Below are 16,031 nucleotides of genomic sequence, written 5' to 3' on the forward strand. Positions count from 1 at the left end.
TCGCGCCCGCGATGCAAGATGAACCGCGACGAGGCCCCTGTTCCCTGCCGAGAGATTGCATTATGTCCACCCCGGGACGAAATGCCGGTGCGCCTGCTGCAACCGGAGATGATCATGACCAATCGCCGCCAGATTCTGGCTGCCCTCGCCGCCACCCCCGTGCTGGCGGCGCCCGCGCTCGCCCAGCCGGCGCGCTGGGCCCCCAGCCGGTCCGTCCGCCTCATCGTCCCCTTCCCCGCTGGCGGCAGCCCGGACGTACTGACGCGCCTGATGGCGCCGCACGCCCAGGCGGCGCTGGGCCAGAATGTGGTGGTGGAGAACCGGACGGGCGCCGGCGCCACGGTCGGCTCCAACCTCGTCGCGCGCGAGGCGCCCGATGGGCACACCATCCTCGCCGCGGTCATCTCCTCGCTCACCGCGCCGCTGATGATGAGCCCGCCGCCCTATGACCCGGTGCGGGATTTCCGCGCGCTTTCCATGCTCGCCATCACGCCGACGGTGCTGGTGACGCGGCCGGATTTCCCGGCGCGGACGGTGCAGGAATGGCACCAGGTGATCCAGCGCAACCCGGGGCGCTTCACCTTCGCCTCGGGCGGCGTCGGCAACCCCGCGCATCTGGCGGGCGAGCTCTACCGCTCGATGACGGGCGCCAACATCACCCATGTGCCCTTCCGCGGCAGCGCGCCCGCGCTGGTGGAACTCCGCGCGGGCCGGGTGGATTTCTCCATCCTCGACCTGCCCTCGGCCGCCGCCATGATCGCCGATCGCAGCGTGCCGGCGCTGGCCGTGGGCACCGCCGAGCGCCTGCCCACCCTGCCCGACCTGCCGACCATCGCCGAGAGCGTGGTGCCGGGCTTCGAGGCCTATTCCTGGGTGATGTGGTGGGTGCCGGCGGCCACGCCCGACGCGGTCGCCGCACGCCTGACCGAGGTGGCGAACGAGGCGCTGCGCCAGCCCGATGTCCAGGCCCGCGGCGCCCAGGCCGGCTTCCTGCTGCGCGGCACGGATGCCGCGGCGGCCCGCGCCCATGTCCTCGCCGAGAACGAGAAATGGGGCCGCATCATCCGCGAGCGGAACATCGTCTTCGACGGCTGAGCGCCACATCTCGATGGACAAATGATTGCGCTCCCGCCATATGCGCCCCGCCCCGGAACGGCGGGGCGCATTTCGGGAGTGAACCGCATGTCCAATTCCCCCCTTGGCGCCCGCTTCGGCCGTCGCGCCTTGGCCGGCCTGCTCGCCGCCCCTGCGCTCGCGCCAGGCCTTGCCGCCGCGCAGGAGGCCTATCCGAACCGACCCATGCGCTTCATCGTCCCGGTCGCCGCCGGCGGCTCGGCCGATGCCCAGGCGCGCCGCGTGGCCCAACGCCTGGCCGAGCGCTGGGGCCAGCCCGTGGTGGTGGAAAACCGCCCCGGCGCCAATGGCATCGTCGCCGTTCAGAACTTCCTGCAGGCGCCGCCCGATGGGCACACCGTCTTCGCCACGCCCTCGGGGCCCATCGCGATCAACCCGAGCCTGTACCGCAACCTGCCCTATGACCCCTTCCGGGATTTCAGCTTCGCCTCGCTCATCAGCGTGATCCCGCTGGTGCTGGCGGTGCACCCTTCCGTGCCGGCGAACAACCTGGCCGAGCTGGTGGCGCTGACGCGGCGGCAGGGTGCGAGCTTCGCCTTCGCCAATGCCGGCGTCGGCACGCCCTCGCACCTTTCCATCGCCATGTTCCGCAGCATGGCGGGCGGCGGGGACGTGACCTCCGTGCCCTTCGGCGGCTCGGCGCCCGGGCTCACCTCCATCGTGGGGGGCCAGACGCAGGCGATGTTCGACGCCGCGGTCTCCATCGCACCCTTCTTCCGCGACAACCGGCTGAAGCCCATCGGCGTCGCGCATAGCGAGCGCCTCTCCATGCTGCCGGAGGTGCCGACGCTGATCGAGCAGGGCGCGCCGAACTTCCTCTCCGCCACCTGGATGAGCCTCTGCACCCATGCGGCGACGCCGCGGGACCGTACGGCGCGCCTCTCCGCCGAGGTGGACGCGATCCTGGCTGAACCCGCCCTGCGCGAGCTGCTGACCAGCCAGGGCGCCTTCGTGCGCGGCGGCACGCCGGAGCAGTTCGCCGCCTTCGCCCGGGCCGAGGCCGACAAATGGGGCCGCCTGGTGCGCGAGACGGGCGCGACGGTGGATGCCTGACCGGCCCTGGCCGGTTATCATGTAACATATTGCATGCAATCCGGTCCTGCGTCAGAAGCGGCGCATGGCCGGCCACCCCACCCGCATCGCCCATGCGCTGCGCGCCCGCATCTTCGCGGGCGAGCACCCGCCAGGCAGCCGCCTCGCCGAGATCCCGCTCGCCGAGGCACTGGGCGTCTCGCGCACGCCGATCCGCCTTGCGCTGGCCCAGCTGGAGGCCGAAGGCCTGGTCCAGGCTTCGGCCGGCGGCGGATTTCTGGTGCGCCGCTTCACCCTGCCCGAGATCGAGGACGCCATCGCCGTGCGCGGCCAGCTGGAGGGCATGGCCGCCCGGCTGGTGGCGGAGCAGGGCCTCTCCCCGGCCACCCGCCAGGCCATGGAAGCCAGCCTCGCGGCCGGCGATGCGGCCCTGGAAGCCCCCCTGCTCGACGCCGCCGCCCTGGCCGCCTATGGCGATATGAACTCAAGATTGCATGCAATCCTGCTGGAGGCGGCGGGAAATGACGCGCTGAGCCGCGCGCTCGCCGCCATCACCGCGCTGCCCTTCGCCGCTGCCTCGGCCCTCGTCCCGCATGAGGGCAGTGCGGCCGCGCGCCACGCCCTGCTGCGCCATGCGCATCACCAGCATCACCTCCTGGTGGAGGCGCTGGTGGCCGGCCAGGGCAGCCGCGCCGAGGGGCTGATGCGCGAACACGCCGAGAATGCCCGTCGCAACCTCCGCCTGATCCTCGCCGCCGGCGAGCCGGGCGTGAGCCCGCTCGTCACCCAGGCCTAGAGAGGAAACCCCATGCAAAAGCCGCCCTTCCGCGCCGACCATGTCGGCAGCCTGCTGCGCCCCATCCCGCTGCGCGAGGCGCGTGCCGCCCGCGCCGCCGGCACCCTGAGCGCCGAGGCGCTGCGCGCCGCCGAGGACGCTGCCATCCGGACGGTCATTGCCGAGCAGAAGGCCATCGGCCTCAAGGCCGTCACCGATGGCGAGTTCCGCCGCGCCTTCTGGCATTTCGACTTCCTGGCCGGCCTCGGCGGTGTCGAGATGTATGAGGCCGACCAGGGCATCCAGTTCCAGGGCGGCCAGACCAAGGCCTATGGCCTGAAGGTCACCGGCCCCATCCGCTATGAGGGCCATCCCTTCGTGCGCGACTACGCCTTCGTGGCGGCGAATGCCGGCGGGGCCGCGCCCAAGATCACCATCCCCTCCCCCTCCGTGCTGCATTTCCGCGGCGGCCGCCGCGCGGTGGATGCGCACACCTATCCGGACATGGCGGGCTTCTTCACCGATCTCGGCGAGGCCTATGCCGCCGCCGTGGCGGATTTCGCGGGTGCCGGCTGCCGCTACCTGCAGCTGGATGAGGTGAACATCGCCTATCTCTGCGACCCGGATCAGATCGCGGGCCTCAAGGCGCGCGGCGAGGAGACGGAGGGGCTGCTTGGCAAATATGCCGACCTCATCAACCGCGCCATCGCTGGCCGGCCGTCGGACATGTTCGTCTCCATGCATCTCTGCCGCGGCAACTTCCGCTCGATGCACATCGCGCAGGGCGGCTACGACCCGGTGGCCGAGGTGCTGTTCAACGGCATCAACGTGAATGCCTATTTCATGGAGTATGACGATGAGCGCTCGGGCAGCTTCGCGCCGCTGCGCTTCCTGCCGAAGGGCAAGACCGTCGTGCTCGGCCTCGTCACCTCCAAGCGCGGTGAACTTGAATCGAAGGACCTGCTGAAGCGCCGCATCGAGGCGGCGGCGAAATACGCGCCGCTGGAGCAGCTCGCGATCAGCCCGCAATGCGGCTTCGCCTCGACCGAGGAGGGCAATGTCCTCACCGTCGAGGAGCAATGGGCCAAGCTGCGCCTCTGCGTCGAGGTGGCGCAGGAGGTCTGGGGCGCGGTCTGAGCCGGCGGCGCCTCAGCGCCGAGTCGTGCCCGTCAGCCGCCCCTGCGCGTCATAGTGGCGGATGGTCTGGCCGCTCACCTCCGAGCGGCCGGTGCTGCGGCCCTGCGCGTCATAATGGCGCGTGGTGTCGCCCCTCACCTCGCTGCGGCCGGTGCTGCGCCCCTGCGCGTCGTATTGCCGCAGCGTGTCCCCGCTGCGCTCGACGCGGCCGGTGCTGCGCCCCTGGGCGTCGTAGTCGCGCCGCGTATCGCCACGGAACTCGCTGCGCCCGGTGCTGCGCCCCTGCGCGTCATATTGCCGCACCGTGTCGCCATTGCGCTCGGTGCGGCCGATGTTGCGACCCTGCGCGTCATAGTCGCGCTTTGTCTGGGCGCCGGCGGGCGGGATGGTGAGCAGCAGGGCTGCGAGGAAAGCGGGCCACATGCAGGGAAGCTTCCCCGCCGCTCATGGCGTCAATGGGGCAGCAATCGGGCGATGGTGACCCGTTTCTCCGTGCGGTCCTCCAGCTCCAGCGTGGTCGGCACGGCGTGGGTGGAGAGCGGCACGAGCCCCTCGCGCGGCAGATAGGCGCGGCCGGGATCGGCGACCAGCACTTCCGCCCCTGCGGCTGCCATGGCGCGCAGCCAGGGCAGGATATGCGCCGTCATCGGCGCCTCGTAGCAGACGTCGCCGCAGAGGATCACATCCCACCGGCAGGGGCTGCCCACCACATCGCGGGCCAGGGCCGTGACCGTCACGCCGTTCAGTGCGGCGTTCATGCCGATGGCGGCGATGGCGAGCGGGTCGATCTCCGCGGCCTCCACCACGGCCGCCCCCGACTGCGCGGCCACGATGGCGGCCAGCCCGCAGCCCGCCGCGAAATCCAGCACGCGCCGGCCCCGCACCATGGCGGGCGCGTCGCGGATGGCACGCGCCAGCGCCTGCCCGCCCGGCCAGGCGAAGGCCCAGAAGGGCGGCTCGATGCCCGCCTCGCGCAGGAATTCCTCGCTGGCCTGCCAGATGGGCGTGATCTCACTCGCGAGGTGCAGGCGCAGGCCGGGCAGCAGCGGCGTCTCGGCGATCGCGGTCTGGGCCCGGATGAAGGCCTCCGCGTCGGACGGGCCCGCCCCGCTCACATACGCCCGATCAGGATGGCGAGGCCGCCCAGCAGCCCCACCTCACGGTTGAGCTTGAACAAGGTGAGGCAATGGCCGGGATCGTTGATGTCGAGATCCCAGACCTGATAGGCGAGCACGGCGGCGGGCATGGCGAGCGCCAGGTAGAACCAGGAATTCAACCCCGAGATCCAGCCCGCCAGCGCCAGCAGCGCCAGCGTCATCGCGTAGCAGGCAGCGAGGAAGGGCCGCGTCCGGGCGCCGAACTTGAGCGCGGTGGAGCGGATGCCCACCATCGCGTCATCCTCACGGTCCTGATGGGCGTAGATCGTGTCGTAGCCGAGGATCCAGAAGATCGTCGCCGCATAGAGCACGGCCATCGCGAGGCTGGGCCCGCCGCTCGCCGCCACCGGCCCCATCAGCGCCGCCCAGCCGAAGGTGAAGCCAAGCACGAGTTGCGGGTAATCCGTCACGCGCTTGGCCAGCGGATAGAGCAGCACCGGCACCAGCGAGAGCACGCCGAGCCAGATCGCAGGCGTGTTCAGTTGCAGCAGGATGGTGAGGCCGATGGCGCAGAGCAGCGCCAGGAACATCACCGCCTGGCGCGGCGAGATGGCGCCCGAGGCGAGCGGCCGGCCGCGTGTGCGCTCCACCTGCTTGTCGATATCGCGATCCCAGAGGTCGTTCACGACGCAGCCCGCGCCACGCATCACCACGGCACCGGCGAAGAAAAGCAGGATGAGCCAGATGCCCTGGAGCCAGCCCGTCGCCTGCAGCGTGATGCCCCAGAGACCGGGCAGGAAGAGCAGCCAGGAGCCGATGGGGCGATCGAGCCGCATCAGCAGAGCATAGGGGCGCAGGGCGACGGGCAGGTTCGCGACCAGGCCGCCGGTGCGGATATCGGTATAGCCGCGCGTCTCTTGCATGCCGTGTTGCAGCACGGCAGATGAAGCCATGTCCATCCCCCGTCTGCACGCCGAGGGCCCGCTGGCGCCGGGCGTCGAGATCGCGCTCACCCCCGCCCAGGCCCACCATATCGGCCATGTGCTGCGCCGTGCGCCGGGGGCTGCGCTCATCGCGTTCAACGCGACCGAGGGGGAATTCGCCGCCGAGCTGACCGCCTTGCGCAAGGATCGCGGCGCGATGCGCCTGGGAGAGCGGCTGCGCGCCCCCGCACCCGAGCCCGAACTGCGCGCGCTGGTCGCGGCGCTCAAGCGCGAGGCGATGGATTGGGCGGTGGAAAAGGCGACGGAACTCGGCGCCACGCGCATCCAGCCCGTGCTGACCCGCCGCTGCGTGGCCGGGCACAGCAACACCGAGCGCCTCTCCGCCATCGCGCGCGCCGCCGCCGAGCAATGCGAGCGGCTTTCCATCCCCGCCGTGATGGAGGCCCGCCCGCTGCATGCGGTCCTCGATGCCTGGGACGGCGCCCCCCTTCTGGTGGCGGCCGAGCGGCGCGAGGCGCGACCCTTGCATGACATTTTGGAAACGCTCACGGCGCCCTGCGGGTTTCTCGTGGGCCCCGAGGGTGGCTTCGAGCGGGCCGAGCTTGACGATCTGGCCCGGCGACCCTTTGTATCGCTCGCAACACTGGGGCCGCGCATCCTCCGCGCCGAGACGGCGCTGGTGGCGGGACTGGGTGCCATCTCCCTGGCGCTCGACGCCCGGCGCTGACCGCTCTGACACGAATGAAAGAACCGCATGTCCAATCCCGGCCAGGCTGACCCCACGCCGATCACGTCCGCGCGCCAATTGGCCGAATGGTTCGCCGCCGGCTGCAAGGCGAAATCCGCCTGGCGCATCGGCACGGAGCACGAGAAGTTCGGCTTCCGCCGCACCGACTTCACGCCGCCCGACTACGCGCATCAGGGCATCGGCGCGATGCTGGACGGCATCATGCGCAAGGGCTGGGAGCCGATCCGCGACGCGGGCAACGTCATCGGCCTGACCCGCGGCTCCGCCTCGGTCAGCCTCGAGCCCGGCGGGCAGTTCGAGCTCTCCGGCGGCCCGATGGAGGATCTGCACGCGGCACGCCTCGAACTCGCCGCGCATCTGCGCGACGTGCATGAGGTGGCGGGGCCGCTCGGCCTCGGCTTCGCGGGGATGGGCTTCCATCCCGTCGCGCGGCGCGAGGACATGCCCTGGATGCCCAAGAGCCGCTACGCGATCATGCGGCGCTACATGCCCACGCGCGGCAGCATGGGCCTCGACATGATGCTCCGCACCTCGACGGTGCAGGTGAACCTCGATTTCGGCGACGAGGCCGACATGGTGGAGAAGCTGCGCGTCTCGCTGGCGCTTCAGCCGCTCGCCACCGCGCTCTTCGCCTCCTCGCCGCTGCGCGAGGGCAAGCCCTCCGGCTACAAGTCGCTGCGCGGCCATGTCTGGTCCGACACGGACCCCGACCGCACCGGCATCCCGGGCCTGGTCTTCGAGGAGGGCTTCGGCTTCGAGCGCTTCGCGGAATACGTGCTCGACGTGCCGATGTATTTCGTGGCGCGCGACGGAAAGCTGCTGGACGCGACGGGCCAGAGCTTCCGCCGCTTCATGTCGGCCGGCCTCGAAAGCCTGCCCGGCATCGAAGCCACGATGGGTGACGTGGCGGACCACGTCACCACCGTCTTCACCGAGGTGCGGCTCAAGAAGTTCCTGGAGATGCGCGGCTCGGATTCCGGCTCGGCCGCCATGATCCAGGCGCAGCCCGCCTTCTGGGTCGGCCTGATCTATGACGACGCGGCCCAGAAGGCGGCCCGCGCGCTGACCAAAGGCTGGACGGTCGCGCAGATGCACCAGCTCCGCGCCGATGCGCCGCGCCTCGCGCTCCAAGCCGAGATCGCCGGCCGTTCGCTGCGGGACGTGGCGCGAGACGCGCTGACGATCAGCGAAGCTGGCCTCAAGGCGCGCGGGATGGGCGAGGAGATCTACCTCACCCCGCTCTGGGAGATCGTGGAAAGCGGGATGACCCAGGCGGACCGGATCCTGCAGATGTTCCATGGCCCCTGGCAGGGCGATGCCCGCCAGGCCCTGCCCTTCGCCGAGCTTTGAGGCGGCGCAAGGCCGGGGCGCACGCCCCGGCCTAGCCTCGGCCCATTGAGCCGAGGAGCCCACCATGCCCACCCTTTCCGTCGCCGATCTCTTCGCCGCGAAGGCGGCCGCCCAGGCGCGCCGCCATGCCGAGGAGGAAGCCGCGCGCGAAGCGCATCAGGCCGAGCTCAAGGCCTTCGCCGAAAAGCTGATGACCTACCAGATCACGGAGGAGGACAAGCAGCGCGCCCTCGCCAAGATCCGCCGCGCCTTCGAGAATGGCGAGAAGGAGGCGATGCTGATCCGCTTCCCCTCCGACCTCTGCGAGGACCAGGGCCGGCGCATCAACAACCGGCTGGAGGGCTGGCAGGAGACATTGCCCGGCGTTCTGAAGCACGTGCATGAATGGTGGGAGAAGGAGCTGGCCCCCGGCGGCTTCACCTTCGGCGCCCGCGTGCTGGATTACCCGGGCGGGATGCCCGGCGATATCGGCCTCTTCATCGGCTGGCCCGACCAGCTGGGCTGATCGGGCCCGGGGCGCCCGCCTATCGCAGCTCGGCGCAGCCCTCGGGCGCGGCGGCGCCCGCCAGCCGGTCCGCCATCCAGCGCAGATACATGGGTTCGGCCACGCCGGGCGTGCTGAAATGCGTCTGCGCGCCGGGCAGCTGCACGCGGGAGACATTGCCGCCCATCCCGCACATCTGCCGCTGATAGGCCGCCCCCATGGCGGGCGGCACCGTCGTGTCATGCGTGCCCCAGTAGATCACCACCGGCGCCACCGGCCGCACCGGCGCGACGCTGCCGGCCATGAAGGCCCGCGCCCAGTTGAGCGGGTTGGTCGGCTGGTCGCTCAGCAGCGAGCGATAGGTGGCGCCATAGGCGAAGTTCAGCGTGTCGCTCAGCACGTGCATGCACTTGCGCCGCATCAGCCCGTCCAGCACGCGAGCGCCGTCCGTGGTGAAGACGTCGGTCATCTGCACATTCGGGAAGGCCGCCGCGGCGCCCCAGATGCTCATGGACATATGCGCGAAGTCGAAGATGTTGGAGGCGAAGCCGCTGATCAGCCCCTGGACGAAGGCGGCGGCGCTCGCCTCGGTCAGCTCGCCCGGCGGCATGGAGGCCGAGATGACCTCGGGCGCCATGGCCACGAAGCCCTGCATCTGGATACCGTCAAAGGCCGTCCCGCGCCGGGCGATGTAGTCGCCCAGGCTCGCCGCCGCCACCGTGGCGCCGCCGCCCTGAGACCAGCCATAGATGATGGCGCGGCGGTCCGGCCCGGAGAGCCCCATGGCACCCGCCGCGCGGATCGCGTTGATCGCATCGCGCGCATTGGTGGCGGCAACGGCGTATTGATGCGCCCCCGGCCCGCCCTGGCCCTGATAGTCGGTCGCGACGACGACCTGGCCGCGCTGGATCATGGTCTCGACGCCCGGCACGCCGTAGTCGTTCCAGGAATTGCCCGAGGGCATGAAATACTGGTTCAGCCCCTGCGCCGGGTCCCACATCTGGGAGGGGCCGCAATTGGCCGCGGTGCCCGTGGTGCCATGCGCCCAGGAGATGATGGGCCGACCGCGCGCCGGCATCTGGCCGCGGGGCGCGATGACCAGCGCGGTGGAGATGGTCGGCCGCTCCTGCACGTCGGAGGAGACATAGGCGATGCGCCAGGCCTGGGCATTGGGGATGGAGGTCGCGACCTGCTCGCGCTGCAGCACCTCGCCCAGCTTGCCGCGCGGCGTCAGGGCCTGGGCCCGCTGGTAGAAGGGCGGCAAGGCCACGGGCGGGGCGGCGGTGGCGGCCGGGCGTGCAGGCTGCGCCGGCGCCTGGGCCCAGGCGAGACCCGGAGCCATGGCGAGGAGCCCGGCCGTGAGCAGGCGGGCGAGTGGGCAAGACATGCGGCGTTCCTTCCGGTGATGTGGCCTGGACCGCCGTTCGACGGGAGGCCGCGTCCACATCCTGCCCGGAAGGCGCAAGCCGTGGCGTTGCGATCGATCAATCAACGCAAGTTGAAGCAGCGCGCCACCCAGGGCCGCATCACCGCGGGCCGGCGCGGCGATGCGGCCGGGCGCCCTGGCTCGGACGCATGGTCCGAGCCGGCCAGCCAAGCCGCCTCGCTTGAGAACGCCATCAACCGCGCGTGCCGCGGGGCCTCAGTTCCCGATCCGCACCGAGCGCAGCGGGAACCCGTTATCCGCCTGCTGCACGAGCGTGACGTTGTTGCGCGCGGCCCAGACCACCTGCTGCTGGTGCAGCGGGATATAGGCGACGTCCGACTGCAGGAGGCGGGTCGCCTGAGTGATCAGTTCCTGTCGGCGGGCGGGCACGGTCTCGACGGAGATCTGGTCCACCAGTGCGTCGAAGGCCGGGTTGGAATAGCCGCCATTGTTGAAGACGCCGCGCGTGCCGTCCCGCGTGCCGGCCAGGTTGAACAGCGCGTTGTGCGCGTCATAGGTGTTGGGCGTCCAGCCGAGCAGGTAGAAGCTCGTGTTGTAGCGGGGCGCGTTCACCTCGGCGAAGAAGCGGGCGCGGGTCTGGGCAGCCAGCGTCACGCGCACACCGATGCGCGCCAGCATGGCCACGACGGCGGTGCAGATCGCCTCGTCATTCACGTAGCGGTCATTGGGGCAGTCCATCGTGACACCGAAGCCGTTCGGATACCCCGCCTCCGCCAACAGCCGGCGCGAGGCCTCGAGGTCGAGCGGCAGGCGCGTGTCATTGGCCTCCAGGAAGCCATTTACGCCCGGGCCGAAGATCTGGCCCGCGGGGCGCGCCTGGCCGCGCATCACGCGGGTCGTGATCGCCTGCACGTCGATCGCCTGGTAGAGGGCACGGCGCACGCGCACATCCTGGAAGGGGTTGCGGCCGCGCACGTCGCTCTTCAGCAGTTCCGCACGGCTCTGATCCATGCCGAGATAGATGGTGCGCAGCTCCGGCCCCTGGATGATGCGCATGTTGGGCGTGCGGCCGATGCGGTCCATGTCCTGCGGCGGCACGGTATAGACCATGTCCACCTCGCCCGAGAGCAGGGCGGCGACGCGCGTCGCGTCATTGGCGATGACGTTGAACTCCACGCGCGTCAGGTTGTGCGTGGGCGTGTCCCACCAGAGCGGGTTCGGCGCCAGCACGGTGCGGCGATCGGGCTCGCGGCTCACCAGCAGGAAGGGGCCGGTGCCCATGGCGTTGCGGGTGGCGTAGTTCTCCTCGCGCGAGGTGAGGTCGGCCACACGTTGCGCGCCGTGCCGCTCGAGCCAGGCCTTGCTCATGATGCCGAAGCTCGTCAGCTCCTCCGGCAGGATGGGGCTGGGGACGCGGGTGATCAGGTCCACCGTGAAGTCGTCCACCTTCCGCACCTCGGCCACGGCGGCGAAGTAGGAGGTGATGTTGGACCCCGGCCCGCGCGCGCGGGCGATGGAGAAGATCACGTCATCCGCCGTGAAGGGCGAGCCGTCGGAGAAGCGGACATTGCGGCGCAGGTGGAAGCGCCAGGTCAGCGGGTCGGCCTGCTCCCAGCGCTCGGCGAGTGCGGCTTCCAGGCGCAGGTTGCGGTCACGCCGGATCAGCGGCTCGTAGATGTTGGCGTTGAAGGTGAGGAGGAAGGTCTCGGACCGGGTGTAGGGGTCCATCGAGTTGACGTCGCCGTCATTGGCCCAGCGGAACAGGTTGGCCTGCGCGGGCGCGCCGCCGAGGGCGACCGCGAGGGCGGCCGCGGCCAGGAAGGGACGGAACATGAGGATCTCCCGAAAACGAAAAATGCCGGCACAGGCTAGACCTGCGCCGGCATCGTGACGAGTGGGAGCGGCGCCGAAATCAGGCGGCGCGGAAGGCCGTCGGCAGGCTGGCCACGGCGCTGTCGATCAGCGCGGCATCGGCCGTGGCATCGTGGCGGGCCACGATGATTTCGCGCACGGCGGCGGTCGCGATCTCGGCGGCGGCGTTGCGCACCTCGGTCACGGCGCTCGCCTCGGCGGCGGCGATGCGGTCCATCGCCATCCGCTCGCGACGGCGGGCGGCGGCCTCGGCCTCCGCGGCTGCGGCGGTGGCGAGGCGCTGGGCCTCGGCCTGGGCGCGCTCGATCATGGCGGCGGCCTCGGCGGTGGCGGCGTCACGCTCGGCCTGGGCCTGGGCCAGCATGGCCTCGGCCTCGGCGCGGAGACGGCTCGCCTCCTCAAGCTCGGCGCGGATGCGATCACCGCGAGCGTCGAGTATCGCCGTCGCCCGGCTCCAGGCCAGCTTGCCGAAGAGCAGGATGAAGATGATGAAGCTGGAAGCGACCCAGAACTTCGGATCCTGCAGCATGTCAGCGGCCTCCCTGCGTCGCGGCGCGATCGACCGCGGCGGTCACGTCATTGGCCGGGGCCTGGATGGCAAGGCGGTCCAGCATGGCCGTCGCCGTCTCGCCGGCGACGCCGCGCAGCGCGCCCATCGCCTGGTCCCGCGCGGCGCGGACCTGCTGTTCGGCCTGTGCCACCTGGGCGGCGAGGCGGGCGTTGATCTCGGCGGCCTGGGCTGCCGACTTGGTCTGCGCATCGAGCATGGCGGCCGCGATGGCAGCCTGGGCCTCGGCACGGGCGGCGGCGGTCGCCGCCCGGATCTCGGCGAGTGCGGCCTCACCCGCCGCCTGCGCATCGCGCGCGGCGTTGAGATCAGCCGCGATGCGCGCAGCGCGTTCGTCGAGAACCGACGCCACCTGGGGCAGCGCATAGTTCTTCAGGACGAAGAAGAGGAAGCCAAAGATGATCAGCAGCCAGACCAGCTTGCTCATCATCAGTGGGTTGGCAAAGTCGAGCTGCGGCATGGAAATGTCCTGGGGCGGGAGGCCCGATGCAGAGGAACGTGGGCGGAGCGCTCAGCGCCCCGCCCGACGCGCTCAGGCGAACAGGATGAGGAAGGCGATCAGCAGCGCGAAGAGCGCGACCGCTTCCGTCAGCGCGAAGCCCAGAATGCCGATCGGGAAGACGGCGTCGCGGGCGGAGGGGTTACGCGCCACGCTGGTGATCAGCGAGGAGAAGATGTTCCCGATGCCGAGGCCCACGCCGAACAGCGCGATGACGGCGATGCCAGCCCCGAGGGCCTTGGCGGCAGCAACTTCCATGTTCTCAATCCTTCTGTTTGCTGAGAAGCAGGTGGGGACGGCCCGTGCTCAGTGCAGGTGCACGGCGTCGTGGAGGTAGATGCAGGTGAGGATCGCGAACACGTAAGCCTGCAGGAACGCGACCAGCACTTCGAAGCCGACCAGCGCGACGTTGATCGCGAGCGGCATGACGGCGATGAACGGCCCCACCGCGCCCAGGCCCGCCAGCATCACCACGAAGGTGGCGAAGACCTTCAGCATCACGTGGCCCGCCACCATGTTGGCGAAGAGACGGATGGAGAGGCTGATCGGGCGCGAGAGGTAGGAGACGATCTCGACCGGAATGATGATGGGCGCGAGCCAGATGGGCGCGCCCTCGGGGAAGAAATACCCCAGGAACTTCTTGCCATGCAGCATGATCGCGACCGTCGTGATCAGGACGAAGACGATCATCGCCATGACGAAGGTCATGCTGATGTGGCTGGTATAGGTGAAGGCGTAGGGGAAGAGGCCCAGCATGTTCCCGAAGAGGATGAACATGAAGAGCGTGAAGACGAAGGGGAAGAAGCGGCGGCCTTCCTCGCCGATCTGCGCCAGCACCATGTCGTCGATGAAGCCATAGGCGCTTTCCGCCAGGCTCTGCATCCGGCCGGGAACGATGGCGCGGTGGCGCATGCCCCACATCATGAGCAGGACGATCAGGCCGCCCGAGATGAGCATGTAGAGGTTGGATTGCGTGAAGCCGACGGACCGGCCGACGGCGCCAAGCGCAGGCGCCAGATCGAACTGACTGAGCGCGTCAATCGCTTTCCCCTCAACGGCCACCGCGCACCTCCAGCATGAAACCCATCAATTCTTGCGAGCGCCGGACCGGGGATTGAACAGGCGATACACGTTCAACACGCCGGCGGCGGCCCCCAGGACGAAGAACAGGAGAAAGAGCCAAGGCCAGGTGCCAAGCCACCGGTCCAGCGCGAAGCCGAGCCCCACGCCCACCACCAGCGCCGAGAAGACCTCGACCCCAGCCCGGAGACCAAACCCCCAAGGGGATGTCGGACCCCCGCCTTGTCCGGCCTGCGGCTTGTCGAGACCCTGGCGGTCCCGAGCGGCCTTGAGGCGGTTCTTCAGCGAATCCCGGCTATCCACCATGGCTCCTTCCTTCAAGTTTCCGTTGGAAGGCGAGGCTGCCTCTATGGCGGCGCAGCATGACTGTCAAGCGCGCGCCCCCCCAGAAAGCGACCTGAAAGCTACCCTTCCGCCATCGCCACGGCCTCGCCCAGATCCACCGAAAGCAGGCGGGAAACGCCGCGTTCCTGCATGGTGACGCCGAACAGCCGGTGCATCCGCGCCATGGTCAGCGCGTGGTGCGTGACGATCAGGAAGCGCGTCCCCGTTTCCGCCATGCTGTCCAGCAGGTCGCAGAGGCGTTCCACATTCGCGTCATCCAGCGGCGCGTCCACCTCGTCCAGCACGCAGACCGGGGCGGGATGGCAGCGGAACACCGCGAAGATCAGCGAAAGCGCGGTCAGCGCCTGCTCGCCGCCCGAGAGCAGGGACAGCGCCGAGAGCTTCTTGCCCGGCGGCTCGGCATAGATCTCGAGGCCCGCCTCCAGCGGATCCTCGCTGCCGACGAGCGCCAGATGCGCCCGCCCGCCGCCGAAGAGCTTGCTGAACAGCGCCCGGAACTCGCGGTCCACCTGGTCGAAGATGGCGCGCAGCCGCTCTCGCGCCTCGCGGTTCAGGTGGCCGATGGAGCCGCGCAGCTTGGCGATGGCCGAGCCCACTTCCTCGCGGTCCCGGTTGATGCCGGCGATGCGGGCTTCCAGCTCCTCCAGCTCGGTCTCGGCGCGGAGGTTGACGGGGCCGACCTCCTCGCGCTCGCGGATCAGGCGCTCGGCGCGGCGGCGGGCGCGGTCCTCGGCGGCGTCGGAGATGTCCTCCGGGGCAGCGGGCAGCTCGGCCGATTCGCCCATGCGCTCCAGGATGCGCGCGGCCAGCGCCTCGCCGGCCTGCAGCGCCGAGTCCCGGGCCGCCTCAGCCCGCAGCGCGGCCTCGCGCGCCTGGACCAGCGCGGCCTCGGCGCTGCGGCGGACCTCCTCACGCTCGCGGGCCCGGGTCTCGGCAGCGTCGAGTCTGGCGCGAGCCTCGGCATGGGCGGCCTCGGCTGCTTCCAGGCGGCGGGCGGCATCGGCGGCCGCACCCGCCACGCGCTCGGGCAGCGCCTTCGCGGCCTCGCGCCGGGCGAAGGCCTCGGCGCGGCGCGATTCGAGACCGGCGAGGCGCGTCGTCGCATCCTGCAGGCGCTGCGCCCAGGCGGCGCGCTCGGCCAGCGCGGCCTCGCGCCGTGTGGCGAGGCTTTCCCGCTCGGCCTTCAGCGCCAGCGCCCGGCCGCGCATCTCGGCGGCCTTGCCGCGAATGCCGGACAGCGCAAGGCGTGCCTGGTCCACCTGCGCCCGCGCCTCGGCGAGATCCGGCAGGGCGCCACGGGCGGCGCGGGCGGCGGCGAGCGCCGCATCCGCCTCAGCCGATTCGGCCGCGATGCGCTCCTGCTGCGGGATGAGGGCGGCGAGCTGCGCCTGGGCCGCGTTATGGCGGCTCCGCAGCCCGGCCTGCTCCGACCGGGCACGGCCCAGCATGGCCTCGGCCTCGCGCCGGGCTTCGCGGGCGGCGGATTCGGCCGCCTGGGCCAGGCGCGCCGCCTCCGCCTCGGCCGCGAAGCCGGTGACGGCGGGGCTGGCGGCGAGCAGCGCCTCGGCCTCGGTCAGCG

The 16,031-nt window shown here is 70.7% G+C and carries 17 protein-coding genes and 1 pseudogene; 7 read left to right on the forward strand and 11 right to left on the reverse strand.

Going from position 1 to position 16,031, the window contains the following annotated elements; genetic code table 11:
- Positions 1-114 precede the first annotated feature (114 nt).
- The 4 genes from KTR66_RS18280 (at position 115) to KTR66_RS18295 (ending at position 4,078) form a co-directional block, all read left to right on the forward strand.
- Positions 115-1,095 carry a tripartite tricarboxylate transporter substrate binding protein gene (locus KTR66_RS18280; protein WP_213615059.1) on the forward strand — a complete coding sequence of 327 codons (981 nt, stop codon included), beginning with the start codon at positions 115-117 and terminating at the stop codon, positions 1,093-1,095.
- Between the two features lie 87 nt (positions 1,096-1,182).
- Entirely contained in the window at positions 1,183-2,187 is a 1,005-nt protein-coding gene (locus tag KTR66_RS18285; RefSeq protein WP_213615061.1) for a tripartite tricarboxylate transporter substrate binding protein, read from the forward strand.
- 64 nt (positions 2,188-2,251) lie between these two features.
- The gene (locus KTR66_RS18290) at positions 2,252-2,962 is read left to right on the forward strand and encodes a GntR family transcriptional regulator (RefSeq protein ID WP_213615063.1); all 711 of its coding nucleotides are present in this window, start codon (positions 2,252-2,254) and stop codon (positions 2,960-2,962) included.
- A 12-nt stretch (positions 2,963-2,974) separates the two neighbouring features.
- The gene (locus KTR66_RS18295) at positions 2,975-4,078 is read left to right on the forward strand and encodes a 5-methyltetrahydropteroyltriglutamate--homocysteine S-methyltransferase (RefSeq protein WP_213615065.1); all 1,104 of its coding nucleotides are present in this window, start codon (positions 2,975-2,977) and stop codon (positions 4,076-4,078) included.
- Between the two features lie 12 nt (positions 4,079-4,090).
- Here the strand turns inward: KTR66_RS18295 and KTR66_RS18300 are convergent, their stop codons facing one another.
- The 3 genes from KTR66_RS18300 to ubiA are packed head-to-tail and all read right to left on the reverse strand — an operon-like array spanning position 4,091 to position 6,098.
- Complete coding sequence (locus KTR66_RS18300; protein WP_213615067.1) at positions 4,091-4,501, reverse strand: type IV secretion protein Rhs; 411 nt, start codon at positions 4,499-4,501, stop codon at positions 4,091-4,093.
- Positions 4,502-4,530: 29 nt separating this feature from the next.
- On the reverse strand, positions 4,531-5,193 hold the full coding sequence (locus KTR66_RS18305; protein WP_213615069.1) for a 50S ribosomal protein L11 methyltransferase: 663 nt from the start codon (positions 5,191-5,193) through the stop codon (positions 4,531-4,533).
- Entirely contained in the window at positions 5,190-6,098 is a 909-nt protein-coding gene (gene ubiA / locus KTR66_RS18310; protein ID WP_249732235.1) for a 4-hydroxybenzoate octaprenyltransferase, read from the reverse strand. The genes KTR66_RS18305 and ubiA overlap by 4 nt, the downstream gene beginning before the upstream one ends.
- 28 nt (positions 6,099-6,126) lie before the next feature.
- Between ubiA and KTR66_RS18315 the strand changes: the two genes are divergently transcribed.
- The 3 genes from KTR66_RS18315 (at position 6,127) to KTR66_RS18325 (ending at position 8,722) form a co-directional block, all read left to right on the forward strand.
- Complete coding sequence (locus KTR66_RS18315) at positions 6,127-6,846, forward strand: 16S rRNA (uracil(1498)-N(3))-methyltransferase (RefSeq protein WP_213615072.1); 720 nt, start codon at positions 6,127-6,129, stop codon at positions 6,844-6,846.
- A 27-nt stretch (positions 6,847-6,873) separates the two neighbouring features.
- Positions 6,874-8,217, forward strand: coding sequence for a glutamate--cysteine ligase (locus tag KTR66_RS18320; RefSeq protein WP_213615074.1), 1,344 nt, complete (start codon positions 6,874-6,876; stop codon positions 8,215-8,217).
- 64 nt (positions 8,218-8,281) lie between these two features.
- Complete coding sequence (locus tag KTR66_RS18325; protein ID WP_213615076.1) at positions 8,282-8,722, forward strand: hypothetical protein; 441 nt, start codon at positions 8,282-8,284, stop codon at positions 8,720-8,722.
- 19 nt (positions 8,723-8,741) lie between these two features.
- Here the strand turns inward: KTR66_RS18325 and KTR66_RS18330 are convergent, their stop codons facing one another.
- The 8 genes and pseudogenes from KTR66_RS18330 to KTR66_RS18365 all read right to left on the reverse strand — a co-directional run.
- Positions 8,742-10,088 carry a lipase family protein gene (locus KTR66_RS18330; RefSeq protein ID WP_213615078.1) on the reverse strand — a complete coding sequence of 449 codons (1,347 nt, stop codon included), beginning with the start codon at positions 10,086-10,088 and terminating at the stop codon, positions 8,742-8,744.
- 255 nt (positions 10,089-10,343) lie between these two features.
- Positions 10,344-11,921: an ABC transporter substrate-binding protein gene (locus tag KTR66_RS18335; RefSeq protein ID WP_213615081.1), complete on the reverse strand. Its 1,578-nt coding sequence runs from the start codon at positions 11,919-11,921 to the stop codon at positions 10,344-10,346.
- Between the two features lie 79 nt (positions 11,922-12,000).
- Positions 12,001-12,489 carry a F0F1 ATP synthase subunit B gene (locus KTR66_RS18340; protein ID WP_213615082.1) on the reverse strand — a complete coding sequence of 163 codons (489 nt, stop codon included), beginning with the start codon at positions 12,487-12,489 and terminating at the stop codon, positions 12,001-12,003.
- 1 nt (position 12,490) lies between these two features.
- The gene (locus tag KTR66_RS18345; protein WP_213615084.1) at positions 12,491-12,988 is read right to left on the reverse strand and encodes a F0F1 ATP synthase subunit B'; all 498 of its coding nucleotides are present in this window, start codon (positions 12,986-12,988) and stop codon (positions 12,491-12,493) included.
- Between the two features lie 72 nt (positions 12,989-13,060).
- Positions 13,061-13,285 (reverse strand): ATP synthase subunit C family protein, encoded by a 225-nt coding sequence (locus KTR66_RS18350; RefSeq protein ID WP_213615086.1) that lies wholly within the window; start codon positions 13,283-13,285, stop codon positions 13,061-13,063.
- 48 nt (positions 13,286-13,333) lie between these two features.
- The gene (locus KTR66_RS18355; RefSeq protein WP_213615088.1) at positions 13,334-14,089 is read right to left on the reverse strand and encodes a F0F1 ATP synthase subunit A; all 756 of its coding nucleotides are present in this window, start codon (positions 14,087-14,089) and stop codon (positions 13,334-13,336) included.
- A gap of 24 nt (positions 14,090-14,113) precedes the next feature.
- Entirely contained in the window at positions 14,114-14,413 is a 300-nt protein-coding gene (locus KTR66_RS18360; protein WP_213615090.1) for an AtpZ/AtpI family protein, read from the reverse strand.
- Positions 14,414-14,511: 98 nt separating this feature from the next.
- Positions 14,512-16,031: pseudogene (locus KTR66_RS18365) on the reverse strand (chromosome segregation protein SMC); the annotation flags it as partial.

Source organism: Roseococcus sp. SDR (assembly GCF_019083995.1).
Lineage (GTDB): Bacteria > Pseudomonadota > Alphaproteobacteria > Acetobacterales > Acetobacteraceae > Roseococcus.

What these genes read in the sequence shown, in the direction of transcription:
- KTR66_RS18280 (WP_213615059.1), top strand. Translation starts at nt 115, where the DNA reads ATGACCAATCGCCGCCAGATTCTGGCTGCCCTCGCCGCCACCCCCGTG.
- KTR66_RS18285 (WP_213615061.1), top strand. Translation starts at nt 1,183, where the DNA reads ATGTCCAATTCCCCCCTTGGCGCCCGCTTCGGCCGTCGCGCCTTGGCC.
- KTR66_RS18290 (WP_213615063.1), top strand. Translation starts at nt 2,252, where the DNA reads ATGGCCGGCCACCCCACCCGCATCGCCCATGCGCTGCGCGCCCGCATC.
- KTR66_RS18295 (WP_213615065.1), top strand. Translation starts at nt 2,975, where the DNA reads ATGCAAAAGCCGCCCTTCCGCGCCGACCATGTCGGCAGCCTGCTGCGC.
- KTR66_RS18300 (WP_213615067.1), bottom strand. Translation starts at nt 4,501, where the DNA reads ATGTGGCCCGCTTTCCTCGCAGCCCTGCTGCTCACCATCCCGCCCGCC.
- ubiA (WP_249732235.1), bottom strand. Translation starts at nt 6,098, where the DNA reads ATGCAAGAGACGCGCGGCTATACCGATATCCGCACCGGCGGCCTGGTC.
- KTR66_RS18315 (WP_213615072.1), top strand. Translation starts at nt 6,127, where the DNA reads ATGTCCATCCCCCGTCTGCACGCCGAGGGCCCGCTGGCGCCGGGCGTC.
- KTR66_RS18320 (WP_213615074.1), top strand. Translation starts at nt 6,874, where the DNA reads ATGTCCAATCCCGGCCAGGCTGACCCCACGCCGATCACGTCCGCGCGC.
- KTR66_RS18325 (WP_213615076.1), top strand. Translation starts at nt 8,282, where the DNA reads ATGCCCACCCTTTCCGTCGCCGATCTCTTCGCCGCGAAGGCGGCCGCC.
- KTR66_RS18330 (WP_213615078.1), bottom strand. Translation starts at nt 10,088, where the DNA reads ATGTCTTGCCCACTCGCCCGCCTGCTCACGGCCGGGCTCCTCGCCATG.
- KTR66_RS18335 (WP_213615081.1), bottom strand. Translation starts at nt 11,921, where the DNA reads ATGTTCCGTCCCTTCCTGGCCGCGGCCGCCCTCGCGGTCGCCCTCGGC.
- KTR66_RS18340 (WP_213615082.1), bottom strand. Translation starts at nt 12,489, where the DNA reads ATGCTGCAGGATCCGAAGTTCTGGGTCGCTTCCAGCTTCATCATCTTC.
- KTR66_RS18345 (WP_213615084.1), bottom strand. Translation starts at nt 12,988, where the DNA reads ATGCCGCAGCTCGACTTTGCCAACCCACTGATGATGAGCAAGCTGGTC.
- KTR66_RS18350 (WP_213615086.1), bottom strand. Translation starts at nt 13,285, where the DNA reads ATGGAAGTTGCTGCCGCCAAGGCCCTCGGGGCTGGCATCGCCGTCATC.
- KTR66_RS18360 (WP_213615090.1), bottom strand. Translation starts at nt 14,413, where the DNA reads ATGGTGGATAGCCGGGATTCGCTGAAGAACCGCCTCAAGGCCGCTCGG.